General features: G+C 34.8%; 17 protein-coding genes. 9 read left to right on the forward strand and 8 right to left on the reverse strand.

What is annotated here, in order from left to right:
* The first annotated feature begins 9 nt into the window (after window positions 1-9).
* From B0I10_RS08430 to B0I10_RS08465, 8 genes are all read left to right on the forward strand, one after another.
* Window positions 10-1161, forward strand: a complete 1152-nt coding sequence (locus B0I10_RS08430; RefSeq protein ID WP_112086069.1) for an NADH:ubiquinone reductase (Na(+)-transporting) subunit B — start codon at window positions 10-12, stop codon at window positions 1159-1161.
* A gap of 2 nt (window positions 1162-1163) precedes the next feature.
* Window positions 1164-1892 (forward strand): Na(+)-translocating NADH-quinone reductase subunit C, encoded by a 729-nt coding sequence (locus B0I10_RS08435; RefSeq protein WP_112086070.1) that lies wholly within the window; start codon window positions 1164-1166, stop codon window positions 1890-1892.
* A gap of 4 nt (window positions 1893-1896) precedes the next feature.
* A complete protein-coding gene (locus B0I10_RS08440; RefSeq protein ID WP_112086071.1) occupies window positions 1897-2544 on the forward strand; it encodes an NADH:ubiquinone reductase (Na(+)-transporting) subunit D in 648 nt (215 codons plus the stop codon).
* 29 nt (window positions 2545-2573) lie between these two features.
* Window positions 2574-3191, forward strand: a complete 618-nt coding sequence (gene nqrE / locus B0I10_RS08445; RefSeq protein WP_112086072.1) for an NADH:ubiquinone reductase (Na(+)-transporting) subunit E — start codon at window positions 2574-2576, stop codon at window positions 3189-3191.
* Between the two features lie 18 nt (window positions 3192-3209).
* On the forward strand, window positions 3210-4505 hold the full coding sequence (nqrF, locus tag B0I10_RS08450; RefSeq protein ID WP_112086073.1) for an NADH:ubiquinone reductase (Na(+)-transporting) subunit F: 1296 nt from the start codon (window positions 3210-3212) through the stop codon (window positions 4503-4505).
* Window positions 4506-4679: 174 nt separating this feature from the next.
* Window positions 4680-5045 carry a Na(+)-translocating NADH-quinone reductase subunit F gene (locus tag B0I10_RS08455; protein WP_112086074.1) on the forward strand — a complete coding sequence of 122 codons (366 nt, stop codon included), beginning with the start codon at window positions 4680-4682 and terminating at the stop codon, window positions 5043-5045.
* Window positions 5023-6042 carry an FAD:protein FMN transferase gene (locus tag B0I10_RS08460; protein ID WP_112086075.1) on the forward strand — a complete coding sequence of 340 codons (1020 nt, stop codon included), beginning with the start codon at window positions 5023-5025 and terminating at the stop codon, window positions 6040-6042. Before B0I10_RS08455 ends, B0I10_RS08460 begins: the two co-directional genes overlap by 23 nt.
* Window positions 6043-6135: 93 nt before the next feature.
* Window positions 6136-8943: a M16 family metallopeptidase gene (locus B0I10_RS08465; RefSeq protein WP_112086076.1), complete on the forward strand. Its 2808-nt coding sequence runs from the start codon at window positions 6136-6138 to the stop codon at window positions 8941-8943.
* A 65-nt stretch (window positions 8944-9008) separates the two neighbouring features.
* Here the strand turns inward: B0I10_RS08465 and B0I10_RS08470 are convergent, their stop codons facing one another.
* Both B0I10_RS08470 and map read right to left on the reverse strand, forming a co-directional pair.
* Window positions 9009-9842, reverse strand: a complete 834-nt coding sequence (locus tag B0I10_RS08470) for a class I SAM-dependent methyltransferase (RefSeq protein WP_112086181.1) — start codon at window positions 9840-9842, stop codon at window positions 9009-9011.
* Window positions 9842-10660 carry a type I methionyl aminopeptidase gene (map, locus tag B0I10_RS08475; RefSeq protein WP_112086077.1) on the reverse strand — a complete coding sequence of 273 codons (819 nt, stop codon included), beginning with the start codon at window positions 10658-10660 and terminating at the stop codon, window positions 9842-9844. The genes B0I10_RS08470 and map overlap by 1 nt, the downstream gene beginning before the upstream one ends.
* A gap of 269 nt (window positions 10661-10929) precedes the next feature.
* On the opposite strand from map, the gene B0I10_RS08480 reads away from it, so the two are divergent.
* Window positions 10930-12216 carry an acetyl-CoA hydrolase/transferase family protein gene (locus B0I10_RS08480; protein WP_112086078.1) on the forward strand — a complete coding sequence of 429 codons (1287 nt, stop codon included), beginning with the start codon at window positions 10930-10932 and terminating at the stop codon, window positions 12214-12216.
* 122 nt (window positions 12217-12338) lie between these two features.
* Here B0I10_RS08480 and B0I10_RS08485 read toward each other — a convergent pair whose 3' ends face one another.
* The 6 genes from B0I10_RS08485 to gpmI form a co-directional block, all read right to left on the reverse strand.
* A complete protein-coding gene (locus B0I10_RS08485; RefSeq protein ID WP_112086079.1) occupies window positions 12339-13739 on the reverse strand; it encodes a TolC family protein in 1401 nt (466 codons plus the stop codon).
* 6 nt (window positions 13740-13745) lie between these two features.
* Window positions 13746-15092, reverse strand: a complete 1347-nt coding sequence (locus B0I10_RS08490) for an HlyD family secretion protein (RefSeq protein WP_112086080.1) — start codon at window positions 15090-15092, stop codon at window positions 13746-13748.
* Window position 15093: 1 nt separating this feature from the next.
* The gene (locus tag B0I10_RS08495; RefSeq protein WP_112086081.1) at window positions 15094-16764 is read right to left on the reverse strand and encodes a peptidase domain-containing ABC transporter; all 1671 of its coding nucleotides are present in this window, start codon (window positions 16762-16764) and stop codon (window positions 15094-15096) included.
* Window positions 16765-16766: 2 nt separating this feature from the next.
* On the reverse strand, window positions 16767-17438 hold the full coding sequence (locus B0I10_RS08500) for a TetR/AcrR family transcriptional regulator (RefSeq protein ID WP_112086082.1): 672 nt from the start codon (window positions 17436-17438) through the stop codon (window positions 16767-16769).
* A gap of 155 nt (window positions 17439-17593) precedes the next feature.
* On the reverse strand, window positions 17594-21187 hold the full coding sequence (locus tag B0I10_RS08505; RefSeq protein ID WP_112086083.1) for a T9SS type B sorting domain-containing protein: 3594 nt from the start codon (window positions 21185-21187) through the stop codon (window positions 17594-17596).
* 3 nt (window positions 21188-21190) lie between these two features.
* A complete protein-coding gene (gpmI, locus tag B0I10_RS08510; RefSeq protein WP_112086084.1) occupies window positions 21191-22708 on the reverse strand; it encodes a 2,3-bisphosphoglycerate-independent phosphoglycerate mutase in 1518 nt (505 codons plus the stop codon).
* Window positions 22709-22710 lie beyond the last annotated feature (2 nt).

A 22710-nucleotide genomic window follows, 5' to 3' on the forward strand; every position in this document is an offset into this window, starting at 1 on the left:
AATAGAACTATGAAGTTTTTAAGAGATAAAATAGACCAAATAAAAAAGCCTTTCGGTAAAGGTGAGAAATTAGAAAAGTTTGCCCCGGCTGTAAATGCATTGGACACATTTTTATATGTTCCAAATCATACCACAAAACACGGAGCTCATATTAGAGATGCAGTTGATTTAAAACGTACCATGATTACGGTGGTTTTAGCTTTGCTTCCTGCATTGATATTCGGAACTTGGAATGCAGGTTACCAAAGTTTAATACAAATTCAGGAAACTGTTCCATTTATGGATGCGTTAATTCACGGTGCTTGGAAAGTGATTCCAATGATTGCCGTTTCCTACGGAGTTGGATTAGGAATTGAATTTTACTTTGCAATCGTAAGAGGTCACGAAGTAAATGAAGGTTACTTAGTTACCGGATTATTAATCCCAATGATTATGCCAATCGACTTACCTTTATGGATGTTGGCATTGTCGGTGATCTTTGCTGTAATTATTGGAAAAGAAGCTTTTGGTGGAACCGGAATGAATATCCTAAATCCGGCTTTAACGGCTAGAGCATTTGCTTTCTTTGCTTATCCTACTTATATGTCTGGCGATAAAATATGGGTTTCAGATGCTTCAACAACAGATGCTATTTCAGGAGAAACAATCTTAGGAAAATTAGCTGCCGGTCAAGAGGCCGGTTATGACATGTGGAGTATGTTTGCAGGAACCATTCCAGGTTCTATTTCTGAAACTTCAGTACTTTGGATTTTAGTCGGTGCTGCTATTTTAGTTATTACAGGCGTTGGAAGTTGGAGAATCATCGTAAGCGGATTTTTAGGAGCTGCTGTCATGGCATTCTTATTTTCAATTTGGGGAGCTAATCCATTAATGGATTTTGGAATGTTACACTTATTAGTAGGAGGATTGGCTTTTGGTATTGTTTTTATGGCAACCGATCCGGTTTCTGCTGCTCAAACTAATAGAGGAAAATGGATTTACGGATTTTTAATAGGATTCTTTAGTATTTTGATTAGAGTTTTCAATCCTGCCTATCCTGAAGGTGTGATGTTAGCGATATTATTATTGAATGTATTTGCACCAACCATTGACCACTATGTGGTAGAAGGAAACATCAATAGAAGAAAGAAAAGAGTTGCTAAACAATTAAAAACAGCCTAATCATGGATAGAAATAGTAACGGATATACATTTTTGTTTGCCGGAATAATGGTAGTAGTAGTAGGAGCTTTATTGGCTTTTGCATCAACATCTTTAAAACCAATGCAAGATATCAATGTTAAAAACGAAAAAATGCAAAACATTCTCTCTACCATTGGTGTAACGGATGTAACAAGAGAAGAAGCGCAAGGAAAATTTGACGAATTTATTAAAGAACAATTGGCTTTAAAAGTTGATGGATCTGCAGATGAATCGGTGAAAGCATTTAATGTAGATTTAAAGGCGGAATTGAAAAAGGAACCTGAAGAACAACGTTTTCCTTTATATGTTGCCGAGAAAGACGGAAATAAATTCTATATTATTCCATTGCGTGGGGCTGGACTTTGGGATGCTATTTGGGGTTACATTGCTTTAAACGATGACTTTAATACAATTGCAGGAGTTTCTTTTGATCATAAAGCGGAAACACCTGGTTTAGGAGCTGAAATTAAACAACAATGGTTTTTAGATTATTTTAAAGACGAAAAAATATTTGATAAAGACGGCAAATTAACTGGTGTTGCTGTGGCAAAGGGTAACAATGATAAAGTAAACAAAGACGATAATAAAGTAGATGCTATTTCTGGTGCTACGATTACCGGCGATGGTGTGACTAATATGATAAAAGAACGTTTAGTTCATTACAAACAATATATTGATAATCAAAAAGGCAAGTTAGCCTCTAATAATTAAGATCATGGCTGAAGAGAAAGAAAGTTTATTTTCTAAAAGAAATAGAGGTCTTTTATCAGACCCATTAAATGATAATAACCCAATTACGGTGCAAGTTTTAGGAATTTGTTCCGCATTAGCAATTACCGTTCAGTTAAAACCTGCAATTGTAATGTCTATCGCAGTAATGTTTGTAATGGCATTTAGTAATATGATTATTTCGGTATTGAGAAATTCAATCCCAAACCGTATTCGTATTATTGTTCAATTAGTAATTGTTGCGTCACTTGTAATTATTGTTGACCAAGTTTTAAAGGCGTATGCTTATGATGTTAGTAAAGAATTATCAGTTTTCGTTGGATTAATTATCACCAACTGTATCGTTATGGGTCGTTTAGAAGCTTTTGCATTGGGTAATGGCGTTTGGAGATCCTTCTTAGACGGAATCGGAAATGCTTTCGGGTATGCTTGGATTTTAATTGCCGTGGCATTTTTTAGAGAATTATTAGGTTCAGGAAAATTATTCGGATTTCAGATCGTTCCTCAATCATTTTATGAAATGGGCTATGAAAATAACGGTTTGATGTTGTTGTCACCAATGGCACTTATTGTTGTTGGAATCATTATCTGGATCCAACGTTCAAAAAACCGTAAATTAATTGAAAAACACTAATCATAGCGTAGCTATTAAATTATTATAACATGCAAGAATTAGCAAGTTTATTTGTAAAAAGTATTTTCATAGAAAATATGATTTTCGCCTACTTCTTAGGAATGTGTTCCTATTTAGCGGTATCAAAAACAGTAAAAACAGCTGTTGGTTTAGGTGTAGCGGTAATATTCGTATTAACAATTACAGTTCCAATCAACTTCCTATTAGATAATTATTTATTAAAACAAGGAGCATTATCTTGGTTAGGAGCTGAATATGCTGATATTGATTTGAGTTTCTTAAGTTTCATCATGTTCATCGCTGTAATTGCTTCAATGGTACAATTAGTAGAAATGGTTGTGGAGAAATTTGCACCGGCACTTTATGGAGCGTTAGGTATTTTCCTTCCTTTGATTGCTGTTAACTGTGCTATCCTTGGAGGATCTCTGTTTATGCAACAAAAAGATTTCGGTGGCGTAACAGAAGCAGTAACCTACGGTTTAGGTTCAGGTATAGGATGGTTTTTAGCGATTTTGGCGATTGCAGCCATTCGCGAAAAAATTGCTTATTCTCATGTCCCTGCGCCACTCCGCGGATTGGGAATCACTTTCCTTATTACAGGATTAATGGCGTTAGGTTTTATGAGTTTCATGGGAATTAAAATATAATTAAATAGATACGATATAATGGATACACCAGTAATCTTAGCCAGTGTTGTAGTTTTTCTTGTGATCGTTTTCCTTTTAGTAGCAATGTTATTAGGAGCAAAAGCAAAATTATTACCATCAGGGCCGGTAAAAATAAAAATCAACGGAGAAAACGAAATTGAAGTAGAATCGGGGAGCACATTACTTTCTACACTTGGAAACAGCAAAATCTTCCTTCCATCCGCTTGTGGTGGAGGTGGAACTTGTGTTCAGTGTAAATGTATAGTCACCAATGGTGGAGGATCTATTCTTCCAACAGAAGAGCCACATTTCACCAGAAAAGAGATTGCTCAAGGTTGGCGTCTTGGATGTCAGGTGAAAGTGAAAAGCGATATGATTATTGAAGTACCAGAAGAGGTATTTGGTATCAAAAAATTCGCAGCAAAAGTTTATTCAAATTATAATGTGGCTTCTTTCATTAAAGAGTTCATTGTTGAATTACCGGACGACATGCATTATGAAGCAGGCGGTTATATTCAAATTGAAATTCCAAAAGGTGAAGTAAAATATGCTGATATTGATATTACAGCACATCCTGAAGAACATCCGGGTGAGCCTGAAAAATTCAAAGCAGAATGGGATAAGTTCAATTTATGGCCATTAGTAATGAAAAACCCTGAGTTGGTGGAAAGGGCTTATTCAATGGCTTCATATCCTGCAGAAGGGAGAAAAATTATGTTGAATGTTCGTATTGCTACTCCACCTTGGGATAGAGCAAAAAATGGATGGGCCGCAGTTAATCCTGGAGTTGCTTCATCGTATATTTTTTCAATGAAAGCTGGTGATGCCGTTACAGTTTCTGGTCCTTACGGTGAATTTTTTATCAACGAAAGTGAGTCAGAAATGCTTTATGTTGGTGGTGGAGCCGGAATGGCACCAATGCGTTCGCATTTATATCACCTTTTCAGAACTGTTAAAACAGGAAGAAAAGTAACGTATTGGTACGGTGGTCGTTCAAAACGTGAATTATTCTATGTAGATCACTTTAGAGCTTTAGAAAAAGATTTCCCTAACTTTAAATTTTATTTGGCTTTATCTGAACCTATGCCAGAGGATAACTGGAAAGTGAAAGACGGTTTAGATGGCGAAGGAGATGGATTTGTTGGATTTATTCATAATGTGGTAATCGATAATTATATGTCTAAACACGAAAGTCCTGAAGATATTGAATTGTATTTCTGTGGACCACCAATGATGAACGTAGCTGTTCAGAAGATGGGAGAAGATTTCGGAATACCATTAGAAAACATTCGTTTTGATGATTTTGGTGGATAATATACAGTAATCTTAAAAGGTTAATTTTTCAAACCATTAAGTAATTAAGAAATTTAAGTCGAAACACTTAATAATACTTAATTACTTAATGGTTTTTGTTTTTACAAGTATTTTTCAATTCCTTTTTTGTTTTAATTAAGAGTTGTTTTTCGCAATTCTACTTACTTTTGTGTTATGGAAATTTTATCACAACAAGAGCTTCACAATCTGGCCATGAATCACGTTGGTAAAGAACTTGAGCTACAAGGCTTTGAGTTTATTGCCGTGAATAGTCAGTTGAAAAGACATCCGCAATTTGTGTGTGTAGACAAGCCAACCAATACGCTTCATTTTGTTTTGGTTACCGTTTATAAGTATCCTGATAATCCCGAAGAGTATGATGAAATTTGGATGGAAACATTCAAAGTCCACGCCATCAAATTAAAAGCAAAAGTCCTTTACGCCGGAGTGGGAATTGCCAATGCTGCTGATTATGAAAAACCAGTTACAAAAAATGAAGATTATATTGTCAATTACAATGGAATTAAAGAAATTAGTTAGTGCAATCGTTGGTATTTTTTTATTGATTAGTTGTCAAACTGAAAAAAAAGAGCAGGTTTTTTTGATTCAAGGAGAAGCTCAAGGAAGTACTTATGCTATAAAGTATATTAGCTTATCTGAAGATGTGAAAAAGTCGTCCATCGATTCCTTGCTGTTGGCTTTTGACTTGTCACTTTCTACCTACCGACAAGATTCTCAAATATCGAAAATTAATGCTGGCGATTCAACCTTGGTAGTTGGTGATTTTTTTTTGGAAACATTTATCACTTCGCAAAAAATCTACCAAGAAACCAACGGGCTTTTTGATCCTACAATTGGTGTTTTAGTAAATGCCTACGGATTTGGCCCGAAGAAAGAAAAAACCGATTTAAACCCTCTTAAAATTGATAGTTTGCTCAATTATGTTGGTTTTAACAAAGTTAAATTGAATGCTAACAATACAATTACAAAAAAACATTCGCAAACCTATTTTGATTTCAACGCTATCGCCCAAGGTTATTCTGTAGATGTTGTAGCCGATTTTTTAAAATCAAAAGGGATTCAAAACGGAATTGTTGAAATAGGCGGGGAAATTTTCGCTTTTGGAAAAAATACAATTGACAATAAAAATTGGGTAATCGGAATTGATGATCCAACACAATCGCCTACAGAACGTACTTTGATTGCCAGAATTAAATTAGAAAACTTGGGAATGGCCACTTCAGGTAATTATAGAAAGCTAAAAGTTGACTCGTTAACCGGTCAAAAATTCGTCCATATTATTAATCCAAAAACAGGTCTTTCTCAAAAAAGTTCGATGTTAAGTGCAACTGTTTTAGCACCAAAATGTATTGATGCCGATGGTTTTGCTACTGCTTTTATGATCATGGACATTGGAAATATTCAAAAATTAGTAGAACAGCGAAATGATTTATTTGTTCTTTTAATTTATACCGATGAAAAAAATCAAATTCAACAATATAAATCGCCTAATTTTCAATCACTTATTTTAGAATGATTCTAAAAGTAGGTTTTTTCGTTAAAGAAAATATAATAAGTTTTAACATTTGAAGTTATACTCATAGATTTACAAATCATTAAACTTCTTTACATGAAAAAACTAAACAAACTATTCTTGTTTTTGTTAGCATTTCCCGCGTTGGTTTTTGCTCAAGAACTAAAATTAGACAGTCCGATTCCGATGGATCCTTCAGTAAAAATCGGAAAACTAAAAAACGGATTAACGTATTACATTCGAAAGAACGCAAAACCGGAAAACAAGGTTGATTTACGTCTTGTCATTAATGCCGGTTCGATTCTTGAAAATGATGACCAACAAGGTTTGGCTCACTTTATGGAACACATGTGTTTCAATGGAACAAAAAACTTCCCAAAAAACGAATTAGTAGATTATTTGCAAAGTATCGGAGTAAAATTCGGACAGCATTTGAATGCCTACACTAGTTTTGATGAAACAGTTTATTTTTTACCCATTCCATCCGACGATCCTGCCAAATTGGAAAAAGGTTTTCAAATCATAGAAGATTGGGCATTTAATACAACGCTAACTCCAGAGGAAATTGACAAGGAAAGAGGTGTGGTTTTAGAAGAATACAGAATTGGTTTAGGAGCAGACAAACGAATGATGGGTCGATTTATGCCTAAAATGATGTATAACTCACATTATGCCAAACGTCTTCCGATTGGTCAAAAAGAAATTCTAGAGAATTTTACTCATGATAAAGTAGTTAGTTTCTATAAAGATTGGTACAGACCAAATTTAATGAGTGTGATTGTTGTGGGTGATATTGATGTAGCCGAAATGGAGAAAAAAGTTATCGCTCATTTCTCTAAATACAAAAACCCAAAAAATGAAAGACCAAGAACAAAATTTGATGTTCCCAATCACAAAGAAACATTTGTTGCAGTAGAAAGTGATCCGGAAGCTGCTTTCACGCAGGTTCAATTGCTTTATAAAGATTATGCAGAGCCAAAAGTCGTAAAAACGATTGGCGATATGAAAGAAGAACTAACTATTGGTTTGTTTGCAACGATGTTAAATAATCGTTTAGAAGAGATAAGAAACTCTCCTAATCCACCTTTCACGTATGGTTATTCCTATTATGGTGGAACCTATGCTAAAACCAAAAATGCCTTTCAGTCGTTTGCAATGGTTCCGCAAGATAAGCAACTGGATGCATTAAAGATTTTAGTTGAAGAAAATGAAAGAGTGAAAGCCTACGGATTTACAGCAGGAGAATTAGAAAGAGCCAAAACAGAATTTTTATCTCAAATAGAGAGACAATATAATGAAAGAGATAAATCTGAATCGGAAAGTTATGTGTGGCAGTACCAAACTAATTTCCTTCAAAAAGACCCAATACCAGGAATTGAATGGACATTTACAACCATGCAAAAATTGATGCCGACTATTACTATCGAAGAGACCAACAAATTAATTAATGGTTATATCAAAGAAGATAACAGAGTTGTTATTTTAACCGGACCAGAAAAAGAAGGAATGATTAAGCCAACGGAACAAGAGGTTTTGAATTCTATTAAAGTTGATAAATCGACGATAACTGCTTATGTAGATGAAGCCGTGGCCGAGAGTTTGTTGAGAAATCCGGTAAAAAAAGGGTCTGTTACAAAAAGAGAAACCAATGATAAAATAGCAACAACAACGTTAATTTTATCAAACGGAGCGAAAGTAACGTACAAAAAAACAGACTTTAAAAACGATGAAATTCTTTTTGAAGCTTTAAGTTTTGGAGGTTCAAATTTAATTGGAAACGATGAATTCGAAAAAGTACAATGGGCAATGGGCGGACTAACAGAAGCCGGTTTTTCGGGAATGAAATTAAACGACATTAATAAATTCATGACTGGTAAAATCGCCAGAGTTAATCCGTATGTTGGGGGAACACAAGAAGGTTTTCGTGGGTCTGCTACACCAAAAGATTTGGAATATCTTTTCCAAACAGTATATGCTTACTTTACCGATTTGAACATGGATAAAGAAGCATTTGAAAGCTACAAAATCAAACAAAATGGTTTTATGGCGAATATGAAAGCGATGCCATCAATGCATTTTCAAAATGAATTGTATTCTTATTTGAATCAGGATAATCCGCGTTTCAAAGGAATTTTGCCCGATGATGCTGCTTGGGAAAAAACAGATTACGAATTAGCATATAAAAAATACAAAGAGCGTTTTGCTAATGCAGCCGACTTCCATTTCTATTTTGTAGGAAACATTGACGATCAAAAACTAGAAGAATTCGCAAGTCTATATTTAGCTTCTTTACCATCAAATGGAACCGCTGAAAAAGCAGTTGACTTAGGATATAGAATGAAAAAAGGGGACTTGAAAAAAGTCGTTAATAAAGGGAAAGACCCAAAAAGTACGGTTAACATCATGTTCTATGGTGATTGTACCTACGATGCCAAAGAAGCGTTAGCGTTAAGAGCTGCCGGTGAAGTTTTAACTATTAAATTAATAGAAGAGCTTCGTGAGAACGAAAGTGGCGTTTACGGCGCGAGTGCGAGAGGAAGCATGAACAAAGTGCCGAATGGAAGTTATAACTTTACCATTAATTTCCCTTGCGGACCGGAGAATGCGGAAGCACTAACGCAATCTGCCTTGAGAGAATTAAACAAAATTATCGAAAATGGTCCGGAAGAAAAGGATCTAAACAAATTCAAAGAGGCAGAAAAATTAGACTACAAAGAAAAAATTAAACAAAATAATTATTGGATGTCTTATCTAACGCGTTCTTTTACCTACGGAGTTTCTGCGGATGAAATTTTGCAAGTAGAACAAAAAATAGATGCAGTTACTGCAAAGGATATTCAGGATGTGGCCAAAAAATATTTGTCTAAAGACAAAGTGATTGCTATGTTAATGCCGGAAGAATAAAACACAAATTAATTGATTCTATACTAGCCCGCGGTTTCAGCCGTGGGTTTTGTATATTTATAAATCTAGTTTTTAAAACAAACCGGAATAATTTCCCCTTTTGCTAAACAATATTTATCCACCAATTCAGATGAAATTTTGGAAGTATAATCTTCTTCCACAACCTTAAAACCAATGTTTCTTAATTTATCAAAATAATCTCTGCCATACACCCGAACGTGGTCATATTGACCAAAAATTTTTGCTCTCTCTTTTTTATCTGTAATCGAATCATCCGAAAAAGTGGTAACTCTCGACAAATCCTGTGGAATCTGAAAAATTCCCATTCCACCGGGCTTTAAAACACGATACAACTCTTGCATGGCTTTGGTGTCATCCGGAATATGCTCCAAAACATGGTTACACAAAATCACATCATACGAATCATCTTCAAACGGAAGATTACAAATATCCGCTTTTACATCCGCTAAAGGCGAGAATAAATCTGTCGTTGTATAATCTAAATTCTTCTGATTTCTGAAACGTTTGTAAAAAGCTTGTTCAGGAGCAAAATGCAACACTTTTAATGCTGAACTTGTTTCAGCATCTCTTAACTTAATTATTGGTTTATTATCAGAAGAATCTGAAATGAATTCAGATTGAAAAAAATCAGTTTCATTATTCAAATACAACCATAACAACCGATGTCTTTCTAACGAAAGCGTGCTCGGTGACAACACATTGTTACGCTGTTTTCCGTATCCATAAGGCAAAAACATTCGAAAACTTTTCCCGTCAATTGGCTCGGTAAACCGATTTCCTTTTAACAGAAAAGCCAAAATTGGTCTTGCCACATAACTCAGACGAATTAATATCGGTCGTGGAATGGTATTAAGTACGTATTTAAATATCTTTTTTATCATATGAATAATTGAGTTTTTCTGAATTCCTCCTCCTCCTCACTCACAATTCCTAACGCTTCATAAACATATTTAAAAGTAGAAAGCAACTCCGGTTTGCCATCAATCAATGCCACGTTGTGTTCAAAATGAGCACTTGGTTTCATGTCGGCAGTTAAAATGGTCCAACCGTCTTTCAATTGCTTGATATTTTTTGTACCCATGTTAATCATCGGTTCAATCGCAACCACCATGCCTTCTACAAATAACTTTCCGCGACCTTTTTTACCGTAATTAGGCATTTCAGGATCTTCGTGCATTTTTCTGCCTAAACCATGACCTACAAGTTCTCTTACAACGCCATATCCATTTGATTCACAGTGTTTTTGAATGGCATTTCCAACATCCTCCACGCGATTACCCGCTCTGAATTCACGAATGCCGACATATAAAGATTCTTTGGTTACTTTCAGCAACTTTTTCGTTTCCGGAGCCACTTCACCAATTTCAAATGAATAGGCATGATCACCATAAAACTCATTCATCAAAACCCCACAATCTACCGAAATTACATCACCGCTTTCCAACGGTTTGTTGTTGGGAATCCCATGAACCACCTGAGCATTTGGACTCATACAAAGCGAATTCGGGAAACCATATAATCCCAAAAAAGCTGGAACGCCTCCATTGTCGCGAATAAATTCTTCCGCTAAGTTGTCTAAATATAATGTCGTTACACCAGGCTTAATTTCCTTTGCAATCATACCAAGCGTTTTTGAAACCAATAACGAACTTGCTCGCATTAACTCAATTTCTTCTCTTGTTTTAGGGATAATCATAATCAAATTTTAAAGTGGCAAAGGTACACATTTTTATCTTTTTTTATCAGAAGCAAAATCCCGTCATCCGCTGCAAGCTTTTTTGTCTTGAGTCGTTTTTCTAAATCAAAAAAAGAGCTTCCGCTGGTCGCTTTTTTTTGCTAAGAAAAACTGCCCCAATCCTGCAAAAGGCTTTTCGCTGCTACCGGGGCTAAAAATCCCAAAAACAATGAGAAAAATCAGTTTTTAAATAAATTTAACCACTTATCTTTGTTCAAAATTTAGGAAATATGAGTAAATATGTCACTGCAGAGCAAGCAGTTCAAGTTGTAAAATCGGGCGATAGAGTCTACGTTCAAGCCGCCGCCGCCTCACCAACCGTTTTAACCAAAGCATTAACAAACAGAGCTTCTGAATTAAAAAATGTGGAAATTTGTCACCTGCATACTGAAGGAGAAGCACCCTATGCCAATCCGGAATTAGCCGAAAGTTTTCACGTTAATTCCTTCTTTATCGGAGCCAATGTTCGTCACACACTCAAAGCCGGTAACGGTTCTTACACACCGGTTTTTTTGAGTGAATTACCCAATTTGTTCCGTAAAAATGTATTGCCTTTGGATGTAGTTTTTATTCACGTGTCGCCACCGGATAGGCATGGCTATTGTTCCCTTGGTGTTTCTGTAGAAGCTTCCGTTGCGGCTATTGAAAACGCAAAAATTGTCATTGCACAAGTTAACCCACAAATGCCAAGAACCTTTGGAGATGGCATTTTACATGAATCTGAAATTGATTATTTAGTAGAAGTAAATAAGAACATTTATACGCATGGTGTAGAAATATTTACACCTGAAGAAGAAAAAATAGGGGAGTTTGTTGCCTCACTAATTGAAGATAGAAGTACACTTCAAATGGGAATTGGTTCTATTCCCAACGCAGCTTTAAGTAAATTAACCAATCACAAAGATTTGGGATTGCACACCGAAATGTTTTCTGATGGTGTAATCGATTTAATTGAAAAAGATATCATTAATTGTAACTATAAAGGAACAACAAGAGGAAGAGTTTTAGCTACTTTTTTAATGGGTTCGCGACGATTATATGATTTTGTTGATGATAACTCTTTTGTTGAATTAAAGGAATCCTCAGCGGTAAATGATACGGCTCGAATTCGTAAAAATCCAAAAATGGTTGCCATCAATTCTGCCATAGAAGTTGATGTAACCGGACAAGTTTGTGCTGATTCCATTGGCGGAAAAATGTATTCCGGGGTGGGCGGTCAAATGGATTTTATGCGAGGAGCTTCTTTAAGTGTGGGTGGTAAAGCGATCATTGCCCTTCCATCGCAAACCAAAAGAGGCGAAAGTAGAATTGTGCCTTTTTTAAAACAAGGGGCAGGTGTAGTCACCACGCGTTCGCATGTTCAATACATCATTACAGAATATGGAATAGCTAATCTTTACGGGAAAACTTTGAAACAGCGTGTAGCAGAAATGGTTAAAATTGCTCACCCCAATCACCGTGAGTGGATTGAGAAAGCGTATTTTGAATTGATGGAAATTAAGAAAGTTATTTGTTAAATTAAGGTTTAAAAGTTTAAAGTTTAAAAGTTTAAGAGGTATGGAGTTTAGTTTGTTTCTTGAACACTGCCTTTTAAACTTTTAAACTTTAAACTTTTAAACTTATAACCTCTACCATCAAATTATTCATTAAACTGTGGATTTGCTATCAACTTAAATAAATCTGAATTGGCCACAAAAAATCGAAACTCAACATCAATTTGTTGCAAGCTCGTGCTTAGCAAACTGTTTTCTCTAGTATTTATTAAGAACAACGAACTTTCTCCAAAAAAAAACATTCTTTCTTCGGCATTTAGCATCGTACTAAAATCATTAACCAATTCATTGGTAATTTCAATTTGACCTTTCAAGGATTTGATTTCTTCTAGTTGATAATCAATTTTATTTTTTAATACTTGATTTTCAAACTGTAAATCTAATTCGGCATCTTGTAATTTCAATTTTGCTACCTTAAAATTTCCTCTTTCTTTTCTTAAAAACAAAGGAAAACTAAAATTCACACCATATTTATAATTCACAGTATTAAAATCTCGAACAAATTCCGGTTCAGACAAGTAATTGTAGTTTAAATTGATGGTTGGCTTCAGCAAGTCGCCTTTTAGCCGTTTGTCAACTTCCAAAATGGAAACTTTATTTTGTAATGATCTAATTTTTGGGTGATTTTGAAAATCGATATCGGCCAATAAAAGGCCATTTGTTTTGAGCGTGTTTTCTACTTTTTTATCCAATTCGGTCTCTGGCGAAATACCTTCTTGCAATTCTAGTGGAAGATTATTTTCAAACCAAAGATAATTTGATAAGTCCAATTTCGACTTGAGTAATTTTAATCGGGACTGTTCTAAACTTAGTTTTCTTGATTTTACTAATATTCCTGCTTCAATGCTATCAATGGCCGGTCGGTCTCCCGCAGCTATTAATCCTCTAATTCCGTTAAATCTAACCTCAGAATTTTTCAAAAAGGTTTCATACAATTTGTACTCATTATAATTTCTATACCAATTAAAATAGCTGTTTGCGGCAGCATAAAGAACATTAGCCACTTCTAAATCTCGTTCTGCTTGGGATAAATTGGTATAAATTTTAGCTTTTTTCAAATCAGCCATTCGGTTATTGATTAGTAAACCTTGCCCGATGGGAACAGAAATTCCGGCCATTGCCAAACCGTTTGTTGGAGTGTTGTTTTGCGGGTTTAAAAAAGTACCTTCCATTTGATCGAAACCGGCTTTAATTTCAATTCCATACCAAGTCGGAATTTTAAAAGTGGTATTTAACAAATCATAATACTCTGTCGATTTGAATTGCTTGTTTTCGTAATCTATTTCAATTTTAGGATCAAATCCGCCACGAGCAGCAATAATTCCGGCTTGAGCCTGACTAACTTCTAAATTAGCTTGCTTTACCAAGGGGTGAAATTGTTTAACATAGCCCAAGTAGGAATCTAATGTTAGAATAGAATCATTGGTCATGTTCTGCGACCATGAAAGCAAAGAAAATAATAATATAAATGGCAATATGCTTTTCATTTGGCCCTATTTTTTGGTTTCAGTTGTTTGTTTAGGGGTGTAAAAATCAGGTGGGAAACCATTCAGTTTTCGCCAAATTTCATACCATATCGGTACATTGTCTAATAAAGCAAACGTCTGTGCACCGGCACCAATATTTAACTCTTTAGGCCATGGTTTGTCTTGCGGATCTTGTGCAATTAAAACCCTGTATTTTCCATTAATACTGATAAAATTTTCGATAGCAACAACTTTTCCGCCAAAGGTACCATAGGAGGAATTTGGCCAGCCGCTAAAAATGATTGTTGGCCATCCATCAAACCAAATCCGAACATTTTCTCCCTTGTGAATTAGAGGCATATCTATAGGGTCTATAAATGTTTCTACTGCTATATCATATTTAGAAGGCATGATACTCACAACCGGTGTTCCTTCTTTAATTGTTTCGCCGATTCCTGATTGAAGAGCTCGGTTTACGTAACCGTTTTGTGGTGCTTTTATATAATAAAGTTCATTACGCATTTTATAATTGGTAACCTGATTTTGCAATTTATTTACCTGAGCTTCCGTGTCAAATTGGCTACTTAGTGCCGTAAAACGTTCGCTTTGAGCTTTTGAAGTTTTATCAGTATATTCTGCAGAAATCCTATTGATTTCTACCCGTGCGTTTATTAATTCATTTTTGGAGGTTAGGTATTTATTCTGTTGTGTTATTATTTTTGCCTCGGCATCTTGAAGTTTCAATCGTTTCTCTTCTAAATCGGTCACCGCTTTTAGTCCTTCCTTATTTAAATCTTGTGAACGTTTAAATTGTATTTGAGCAATTTTAAGCTGTGTTTTTACTGCTTCCAAATCCATACTGTCACTTTTTACTTTTAATTGTGACTGTTCTATTTTGTTTCTGGCTTGTTCTAGTTTTAGAATTCTTTCACGTTCAATCGCAGTAATTTGAGTTGAAAGTGAGTTGGCTTTTCCCTCATAAGATTCTTCCGAAAGCATCTTGGCTTTCATTTGATTTTCTGTATTAGAAACAAGATTAGGGTCAAAGTAATCATCTTTTACCTCTGAAATGAATAAAATAGTGTCCCCTTTTTTCACATATTGGCCTTCGGCCACATACCATTTTTCAATTCGTCCGGCGATGGCAGTATGAATAGTTTGTGGACGTTGTTCAGGGGAAACGGTAGTAACAAACCCTGAACCTTGAATGTTTTGAGTCCAAGGCAAAAGCACAAATAAACAGCTCCCAATCATAAACCACATCAAAAGGCGATTGAATGTTTTAAAGTACTTTCTTTCACCAAGTTTTTGAATAGTTTTAAAGCGAGTTAAATTGACTTTGTCATTAATATTTTTTCGGGCGATGTTCAACATATTAGTTCGTGTCTGAAATTAATTTTCCTTTATCCAATGTTATGATTCGATCACATTTTTGCTTCCAGTACTCATTTTTAGATGTTACTATTAAGGTCCAATTGTTTTCTTTGGAAAGTATAAAATCGATGATTTCTCTACTTTCATCCTCGTCCATTTTATCGAAGGGATTTTCCAAAAAGAGAACCAACGGATCATTTACAATTGCTCTGGCCAAAAGAATTTTTTGTGCCAACGATGAGGGTAATTGTTTTCCTTCGGTTAGAATTTTTTCGTCTAATCCTTTGGGCATCTTTTTGATTACTTCGGTTAACTTAATTTTTTCCAATACTAATTTTAATTTTTCAGTTGAAATGGTTGGATTTCGAAATGTAATGTTTTCCAAAATGGAACCTTCAAAAAGCGTTTGACCTTCTGTAATAATGCCGATTTGGGCACGATACTGTTCAATGTTTATTTTGTTATATTGTTCGTCATTAATATAAATGGAACTTCCATTGCTGTGAATCAAGCCTGCTAAAATTCGTAGCAAGGTTGTTTTTCCTGAGCCGTTCTTTCCATCTAAATATATTTTTTCTCCCTGATTGATATGAAACGAAACTGCGTTTAGAATTTTTTTGTTTGAATCAGGAAAAACAAAATTTAATTCATCAATTTCAAAATGAACATTTTTATAACAGTAGGTACTTTCATGTGTTTCAAACTCTTCAATTTCCATATCAACCACCTGACCAATTTTTTCGATGGAGGTTAAGACATCATAAAAAGTTTCTAATCCAACGATGATTTTTTCGACCGAATTAATGACCAATAAAATGATGATTTCGGCAGCTACAAATTGACCGATGTTTAATTGTTGGTTGATAACTAAATAACCTCCAATAAGCAATAAACCAGCCGAAATTAATGCCTTAAAACCAATTAATTGAATGAATTGTCGCTTGATTACTTCAAAGTGACTCTCCCTGGATTTAAGGTATTCGCTTACCAATTTATCATTTTTGGTTAGGGCAAACTCTGCCTCAGTTTTATTTTTAAATCCAAAGTAATTTCGTGATATTTCTTGAATCCAATGAGCGACTTTATATTTGTATTTGGATTCGGTTAAACTCGTTTTTAGTCCAACTTCAAATGATACACGAAAGATTAAATAGAGTACTATAAATAGCAATAAACCAAACATAATAAACAACGGGTGATAGACAGAAAGTAAGAGTAGCCCAAAAATGATTTGTAGAATAGATTCAGAATAATCCATGATTAATTTGGCCACACTTTTTTGTACTGTGATTGTGTCAAAAAAACGATTGGCTAATTCCGGAGGATAATTGTTGTGGAATTCGGTATATTTAATTTTTGGAAAACGATAGGAAAATTCAAAAGACGAACGAATGAATATTTTTTGTTGAATTGTCTCCGTGATACGTAATTGCATCAACTTTAAAATCCCATTAAAAACGACCCCTAAAATTACAATAACCACTAAAATAATCCACGATAAGCTAACTCTTCCGCCTTGAATAAGGTTGATGATGGCTTGGATTCCTAAGGGCAGTGATAGGCTAACAAGACCCGAAAAAATTGCGTAAAAAAACACTTGATAAATGTCTTTTTTATCTAACTTTAAAAGATTAATAAAGCGATTTAAAGGTGATTTTGATGCTTTTTCCATGGTTAGTTAATCTGTTTTAAAACCAAAGTTTTGAAAAATTCTGTTGGCGTAATTTCTTCGGTGCAATCTGTTATCGATGTAAAATGACTTTTTAAAAAATGTTGGTGCAAAGCTCCTTCTACAACCGTTGAAATTAAACTTTTTGCATAGGGAAAAGTTGGGTTTACCTCTTTTACCATCTCGATCATTCGATTAATTACACGTTTGTAAATTAAAAAATAACCCTCTTTATTTTCTTCATCTACTTCCTTCGTTAAATAGGATTTCGAAAATTCACAGATAATAATCTTATTCAAGAGCATTTCGTTTATGTGCGGATGGTTACTGTCGGTCATAATTTCCTCAGTAACAATTTCAATTCCCCTTATTAATTTATCCTGAGGATTAGCAATACTATTGGTGGCTAGCACTAATTTGAATTCAATCCAACCCCAATACCACGACGTTAAATAGAGCAAAAGCTTGTGTTTACTCTCAAAATACCGGTATATGGAACTTTCATTAGAGCCAATCCGTTGACCTAATTTTTTGAAAGTAAAATTATCAAAACCAATTTCATCAATCAACAAAATACTATTTTCTAGAATTTTTTTTCCTAGTTCTGATGTCTCCGGGTCCTTGACATAGATTTTAGGGCTAATGTTTATTTTGATGCCATTTAAAATATTTTTCATACGCCAACGCTTCTACATAAAATTTACAACGCAAAAATAATAGTATTACTATTAATTTTGAAATTGATTAACTTAATTTTAGGATTTGTAAAGGGATAAGATAAAAAAAGTCCCACCGAAGCAGGACCGTAATTATGTATTTAGGACATATATTCCTACCGCTTCAAACTAAAATTAGACCTAAATTCTTGTTTAATTCCATCTTTTGTATAAACTGCTTTAAACCAATAATCATCGGATGGCATTGGTTTTCCGTTGAATGTGCCATCCCAGCCGTTGCCATTTTGCCCAATTTCTTTTAATAGTTTTCCATAACGATCAAAGATATAAATGTGGTTGATTTGGATAATGGGTGAACCAATCACTTTCCAAGTATCATTGAAACCATCTCCATTCGGCGTAAAAAAGATTGGAAAATCTAACACGGTAAAAGTGGTACTGATTTCATCACAACCAAATTTATTGCGAACACGTAATACAAAATCACCGGCAGGAATGTTAGTAAAAACTGGACTATCTTGCCATAAATCAGGAATAATAGAATATTCATAATCTAACGAAACAGGGGTTGCCGTTGCGGTTATCATATTTTGATTTTCAAATCCGATTAAGTTTTGTGGTGAAACCGTCACAGCATCCGGAGCCAATGTTTTTATCGTTGTAAAGTTGAAAACACTTGAACAAAGTGCCACATTTGAAGTGTTTGTGATTAAAACAGAAAAATTGCCTTCAATGTCAGTTGAAAATGTGCTTGATGATTCTCCTGAAATTTCATTTCCCGGAAGAGCTTCAAATGCGGTAAACCATTCAAAAGTATAATCGGTTTCATTTAATAATGTCCTGATGTTGGCTTCTTTCAAAATGTTTCCGTTTTCATCAACACAAATATAGTAAGGAAATGTTCTCAAATTATTTTCAGGAAACGGACGAACATAAAGGTCTAATGCTAAAACTCGAAAACAAGCCAGTCCGGTCTCGCTATCAAAATTGGTTGTACTGGTTACGCGAACATAAATTGTTTGAAAATCACTAACAGTATTGGTGAAAGTTGCTGGATTTTGAATGAAACTGTTGCTGTTGTTTTGAGCATCTGAAAAATTTTGATAGTATCGGATAACGATATTATTCAAGTTTGAAGGGCCCGCAATTTCAGTGATTCGCTCGGTTAAATCAAAAGCATAAAATCCGCTATCGTCGCACCTTTCAATAGGAGCAGGGTTGTTTAAACTTCCGGGAATTGTTACTACCGCTAAACTTAAACTGGTGATTGAAAAACAATTATTATTGGTTGGATCAACTACTTTTACAAAAATTGTGTTTGTGCTTGATTCATAAGCATTCGGTTGTGTTATAAAATTATCTGCCGTTAAATCGGCTTGCGTTTCATAATAAAAAACTTGGTAATTGATATTGCCTCCTGTAATTTGATTATTTCTGCGTGTTAAATCAAAAGTAGAAACCGTATCGCCACAAATTGAAATTTCATTCGGTGTAAAAATAATCGGATTCGGAAAAACTGCAATTGAAAAATTTACAATCGAAAAGCATTGCGTTGCAGTATCAAATAAACGAACAAATAGTTCATTATTGCCAACCGGAAAAGCTTGTGGAATATTTTTATTCAAAGCTGCAAAATTACTTTCTGCCAATTGAAATGTGCTGAAATAAGAAGTTTGAACGGTTGGATTTTGGTTTAACAATCCTTCTGCATCAAAACTATTTAACACGACCGTTTCATTTTCACAAAGTGCGATCGAATTAATGCTGTTTTGTAGTGGAGGGGTTTTAATTTCCACTTGAAATGTTCCCACCCCTTCACAAATATTATTGGTTTCAATGCGTGTGTAAATGGTTTGAATGCCAATTGGTACTTGCGATAAATCAGTTAATTGGTTTGTTTTTACGGAGGCATCTATGTCCGTTAAATAAAACGTAATTTCAACTGGATTTCCTCCAAAAAAAGAATTTCGAATGCTATTTTCTTGGAACGAAAAATTTACTAATCCATAATTTTGATTTACAACCGGACAAACAGAAGCCATGTCAGGATAAGTAGACAAACTTGTTGGATTTACAGTTAAAGCTATTGTGGCAACCGTGGTGGAGGTGCAATTTGGAATTACATTCTCATTAACAGCAATGACATAAATGGTTTGATTGGTTGTTGTGTTAACAAAAGCCTCCGGAGTTAAAATTTGTTGTGTTAATCCGCTATCTAAAAAATAAAATAAAGTTAGACCGGTAACATTATTTGTAATTTCATCATACGCTTCGGTTAAATTGGTTGTGGCAATTCCGTCGTTGTTGGGAGTAATGTAATCGCATTGTTCGATTATTATTGGATTTGTATTTAATACCGGAACTGGATTTATTTGAACGGAAACAGAATTAGAATTGCCAATGCAAATTCCTTCCTCAGTAACTTCTAAATAATAAGTTTCAGTTGAATTGTTTGTTTGAATTGCAGTTGAAACAATTAATGTTGGTGTATTTTCACCTGAAAGCAGATTATTATTTTGATACCATTGATATGTTATATTAGTCAAATTTCCGCTATTAGCAATAGTGGAAGTAATCGTAAAACTATCATTATCACAAATCGAAGCATTATCCAAAATACTAACTTGCGGTGTGGCATAAATAAAAATGGAATTAGAAATAACTTCATTACAACCACCGTTTTTTACACCTAAATTGTATTTTCCGGGAAGAGTGGGTGTAAAACTATTATTGGAAATGCCAGAAACAGGTACATCATTCCTATACCATTGATAAATTGGATTGTCAACCAAAAAATCAAATTGGTTCTGATTCAAAATAGTGCCTTGTAAAACGGGATTAGAACTTAAACATCCTGCTGCTGCGGTATTCTGTATCGAAACATCCGGTAAAACAAAAAATTTTAATTCAATTTCAGCCTCACTAACAGGTAAATTAGTTAAATCAACGGTTGGATCAGTACTGTCATAAGCTGTTGTTTCAACCCGATAAGTGCCAGTTTCCGCTATGTTTGCCAACGTATTCGTGCTTTGAGTACTATTATTAATTGTCGTTAGGAAAACATTGTTGCGAAACCAAGTATAATTAAAACGTAAATCGTTGACATTGCCGTCAAAATCAGTAACATCAATTGTTGCGGTTATACTTTTTGTTTCCGGTTTACAGTATTCTGTTTGTGTTATTTCGTTTCCGCTATCATCAGTAATTTCCACCGAAGATAAAAAGCTACAATCAGAACTTCCGGTTCCACCGATTTGAGTGATGGTAATTTGTCCGGGAACATTGGAATAATTGTCTATTAACAAGACATATAATTGTCCGGTTTGTCCGTTTGGAATCGTAACAATTTCAACACTTGCCGGTAGCCAACTGCAATCTACTTCATTGTTTATGTTTAATTGACTACAGACATTCGATAAGTCGTTAAAAGGACCCCAAAGCACAAAATCTACATCCGTGCCATTCCCGTTATTGTTTACTTGATTTATTTGCAGGACAATTTCTCCCGGTGTTTGTATTTGAATAAAAAACCAAGTTGGACCTTGAAAATTTTGCTCGATACACGTAGTGTTAAACGTTTCTCCATTTCCGCCTACAGAATTCTGAAAAGGAATACTTGTGGCACAAGATTGATACGCTTCAAAATTTGCTTGAAATTCTGCACATGAAGGGGCTCCTCCTTGGGCAAGAGTATTTTGAACCAGAAAAATCCAAAACAGAAATAAAACCTTATGTATAGATTTTAACATAGTTTACAGTAAGGAATGCCTTGACATAGCATTTGGTTTTTCTATTCCCATTAAGGCTAAGATGGTTGGAGCAATATCGCCTAAAACGCCATTATTAATTATTTTTAATTCTTTATCAACCAAAATCACCGGCACAGGATTGGTAGTGTGGGCTGTATTAGGTGAGCCATCCGCATTTATCATTGTTTCACAATTTCCGTGATCGGCAATAACAATGGTGGTATAATTGTTTGCTAAGGCCGTTTCAATTACTTCTTTTACACAAACGTCCACTGCTTCACAGGCTTTAATGGCAGCTTCCATGACACCGGTATGACCAACCATGTCGCCATTTGCAAAATTTAAACAGACAAAATCAACTTCACCTTTTTTGAGTTCTTCTACCAAGGCATCTTTTAATTCAAACGCACTCATTTCGGGTTTCAAATCGTAAGTTGCCACTTTTGGAGAGTTTCTTAGTATACGCGTTTCACCTTCAAAGGGTTCTTCTCGTCCACCGGAAAAAAAGAAAGTTACGTGAGGGTATTTTTCTGTCTCCGCAATTCGGATTTGCTTTTTATGGTTTTTTTCTAAAACTTCTCCCAACGTTTCTGTGATATTATCTTTGTTGTAAATTACTTTGATGTTTTTGTATGTTTCATCATAATTGGTTAACGTAACATAATACAAATCAAGCGAATGCATGTTTTGTTCATGACAATCAAATTGAGTTAAAACTTCGGTTAATTGTCTTCCTCTATCGGTTCTAAAATTGAAGAAAATAACCACATCACCGTTTTTTATAGTTGTTAACGGTTTATCATTTTCATCCACCATCACAATAGGTTGAATAAACTCATCGGTAATATCATTTGCATAATTATCTTGCAACGAATCTATTGCGTTTGTGGAATGAGTTCCAATTCCATTCACCAATAAATCATAAGCCAATTTTACTCTTTCCCATCTTCTGTCTCTGTCCATCGCATAATAGCGACCAATAACAGATGCTAATTTTGCGGTGGTATTTTTGCAATAATTTTCTACTTCTGAAATGAAACGAACTCCCGATTTTGGATCAACATCACGACCGTCTGTAAACGCATGAATATAAACGTTGTTTAAACCAAAATCTTGCGTGGCATCCACCAATCCTTTTACATGATCAATGTGAGAATGCACTCCACCATCTGAAACCAGTCCTAAAAAATGAACATCTTTATCGTTTGTTTTGGCATATTGAAAAGCTTCTTGCAACACTTTTTCGTTGTTCAAAGTCTTATTTTGAACAGCTAAATTAATTCGGGTAAGTTCTTGGTAGATAATTCTTCCGGCTCCCAAATTCATGTGGCCTACTTCAGAATTTCCCATTTGACCTTCGGGAAGCCCAACATTTAAGCCGTCAGTTCTCAATTCGGCATTGGGATAATTTTTATACAATGAATCTATAAATGGTGTGTGGGCATGGTCTATAGCAGAAACTTTAGGGTCAGGAGAATGTCCCCAACCGTCTAAAATCATAAGGATAACTTTCTTGTTCATAG

Origin of the sequence: Flavobacterium lacus, assembly GCF_003268815.1 — a bacterium.
In the GTDB taxonomy this organism is placed as follows: Bacteria; Bacteroidota; Bacteroidia; order Flavobacteriales; family Flavobacteriaceae; genus Flavobacterium; species Flavobacterium lacus.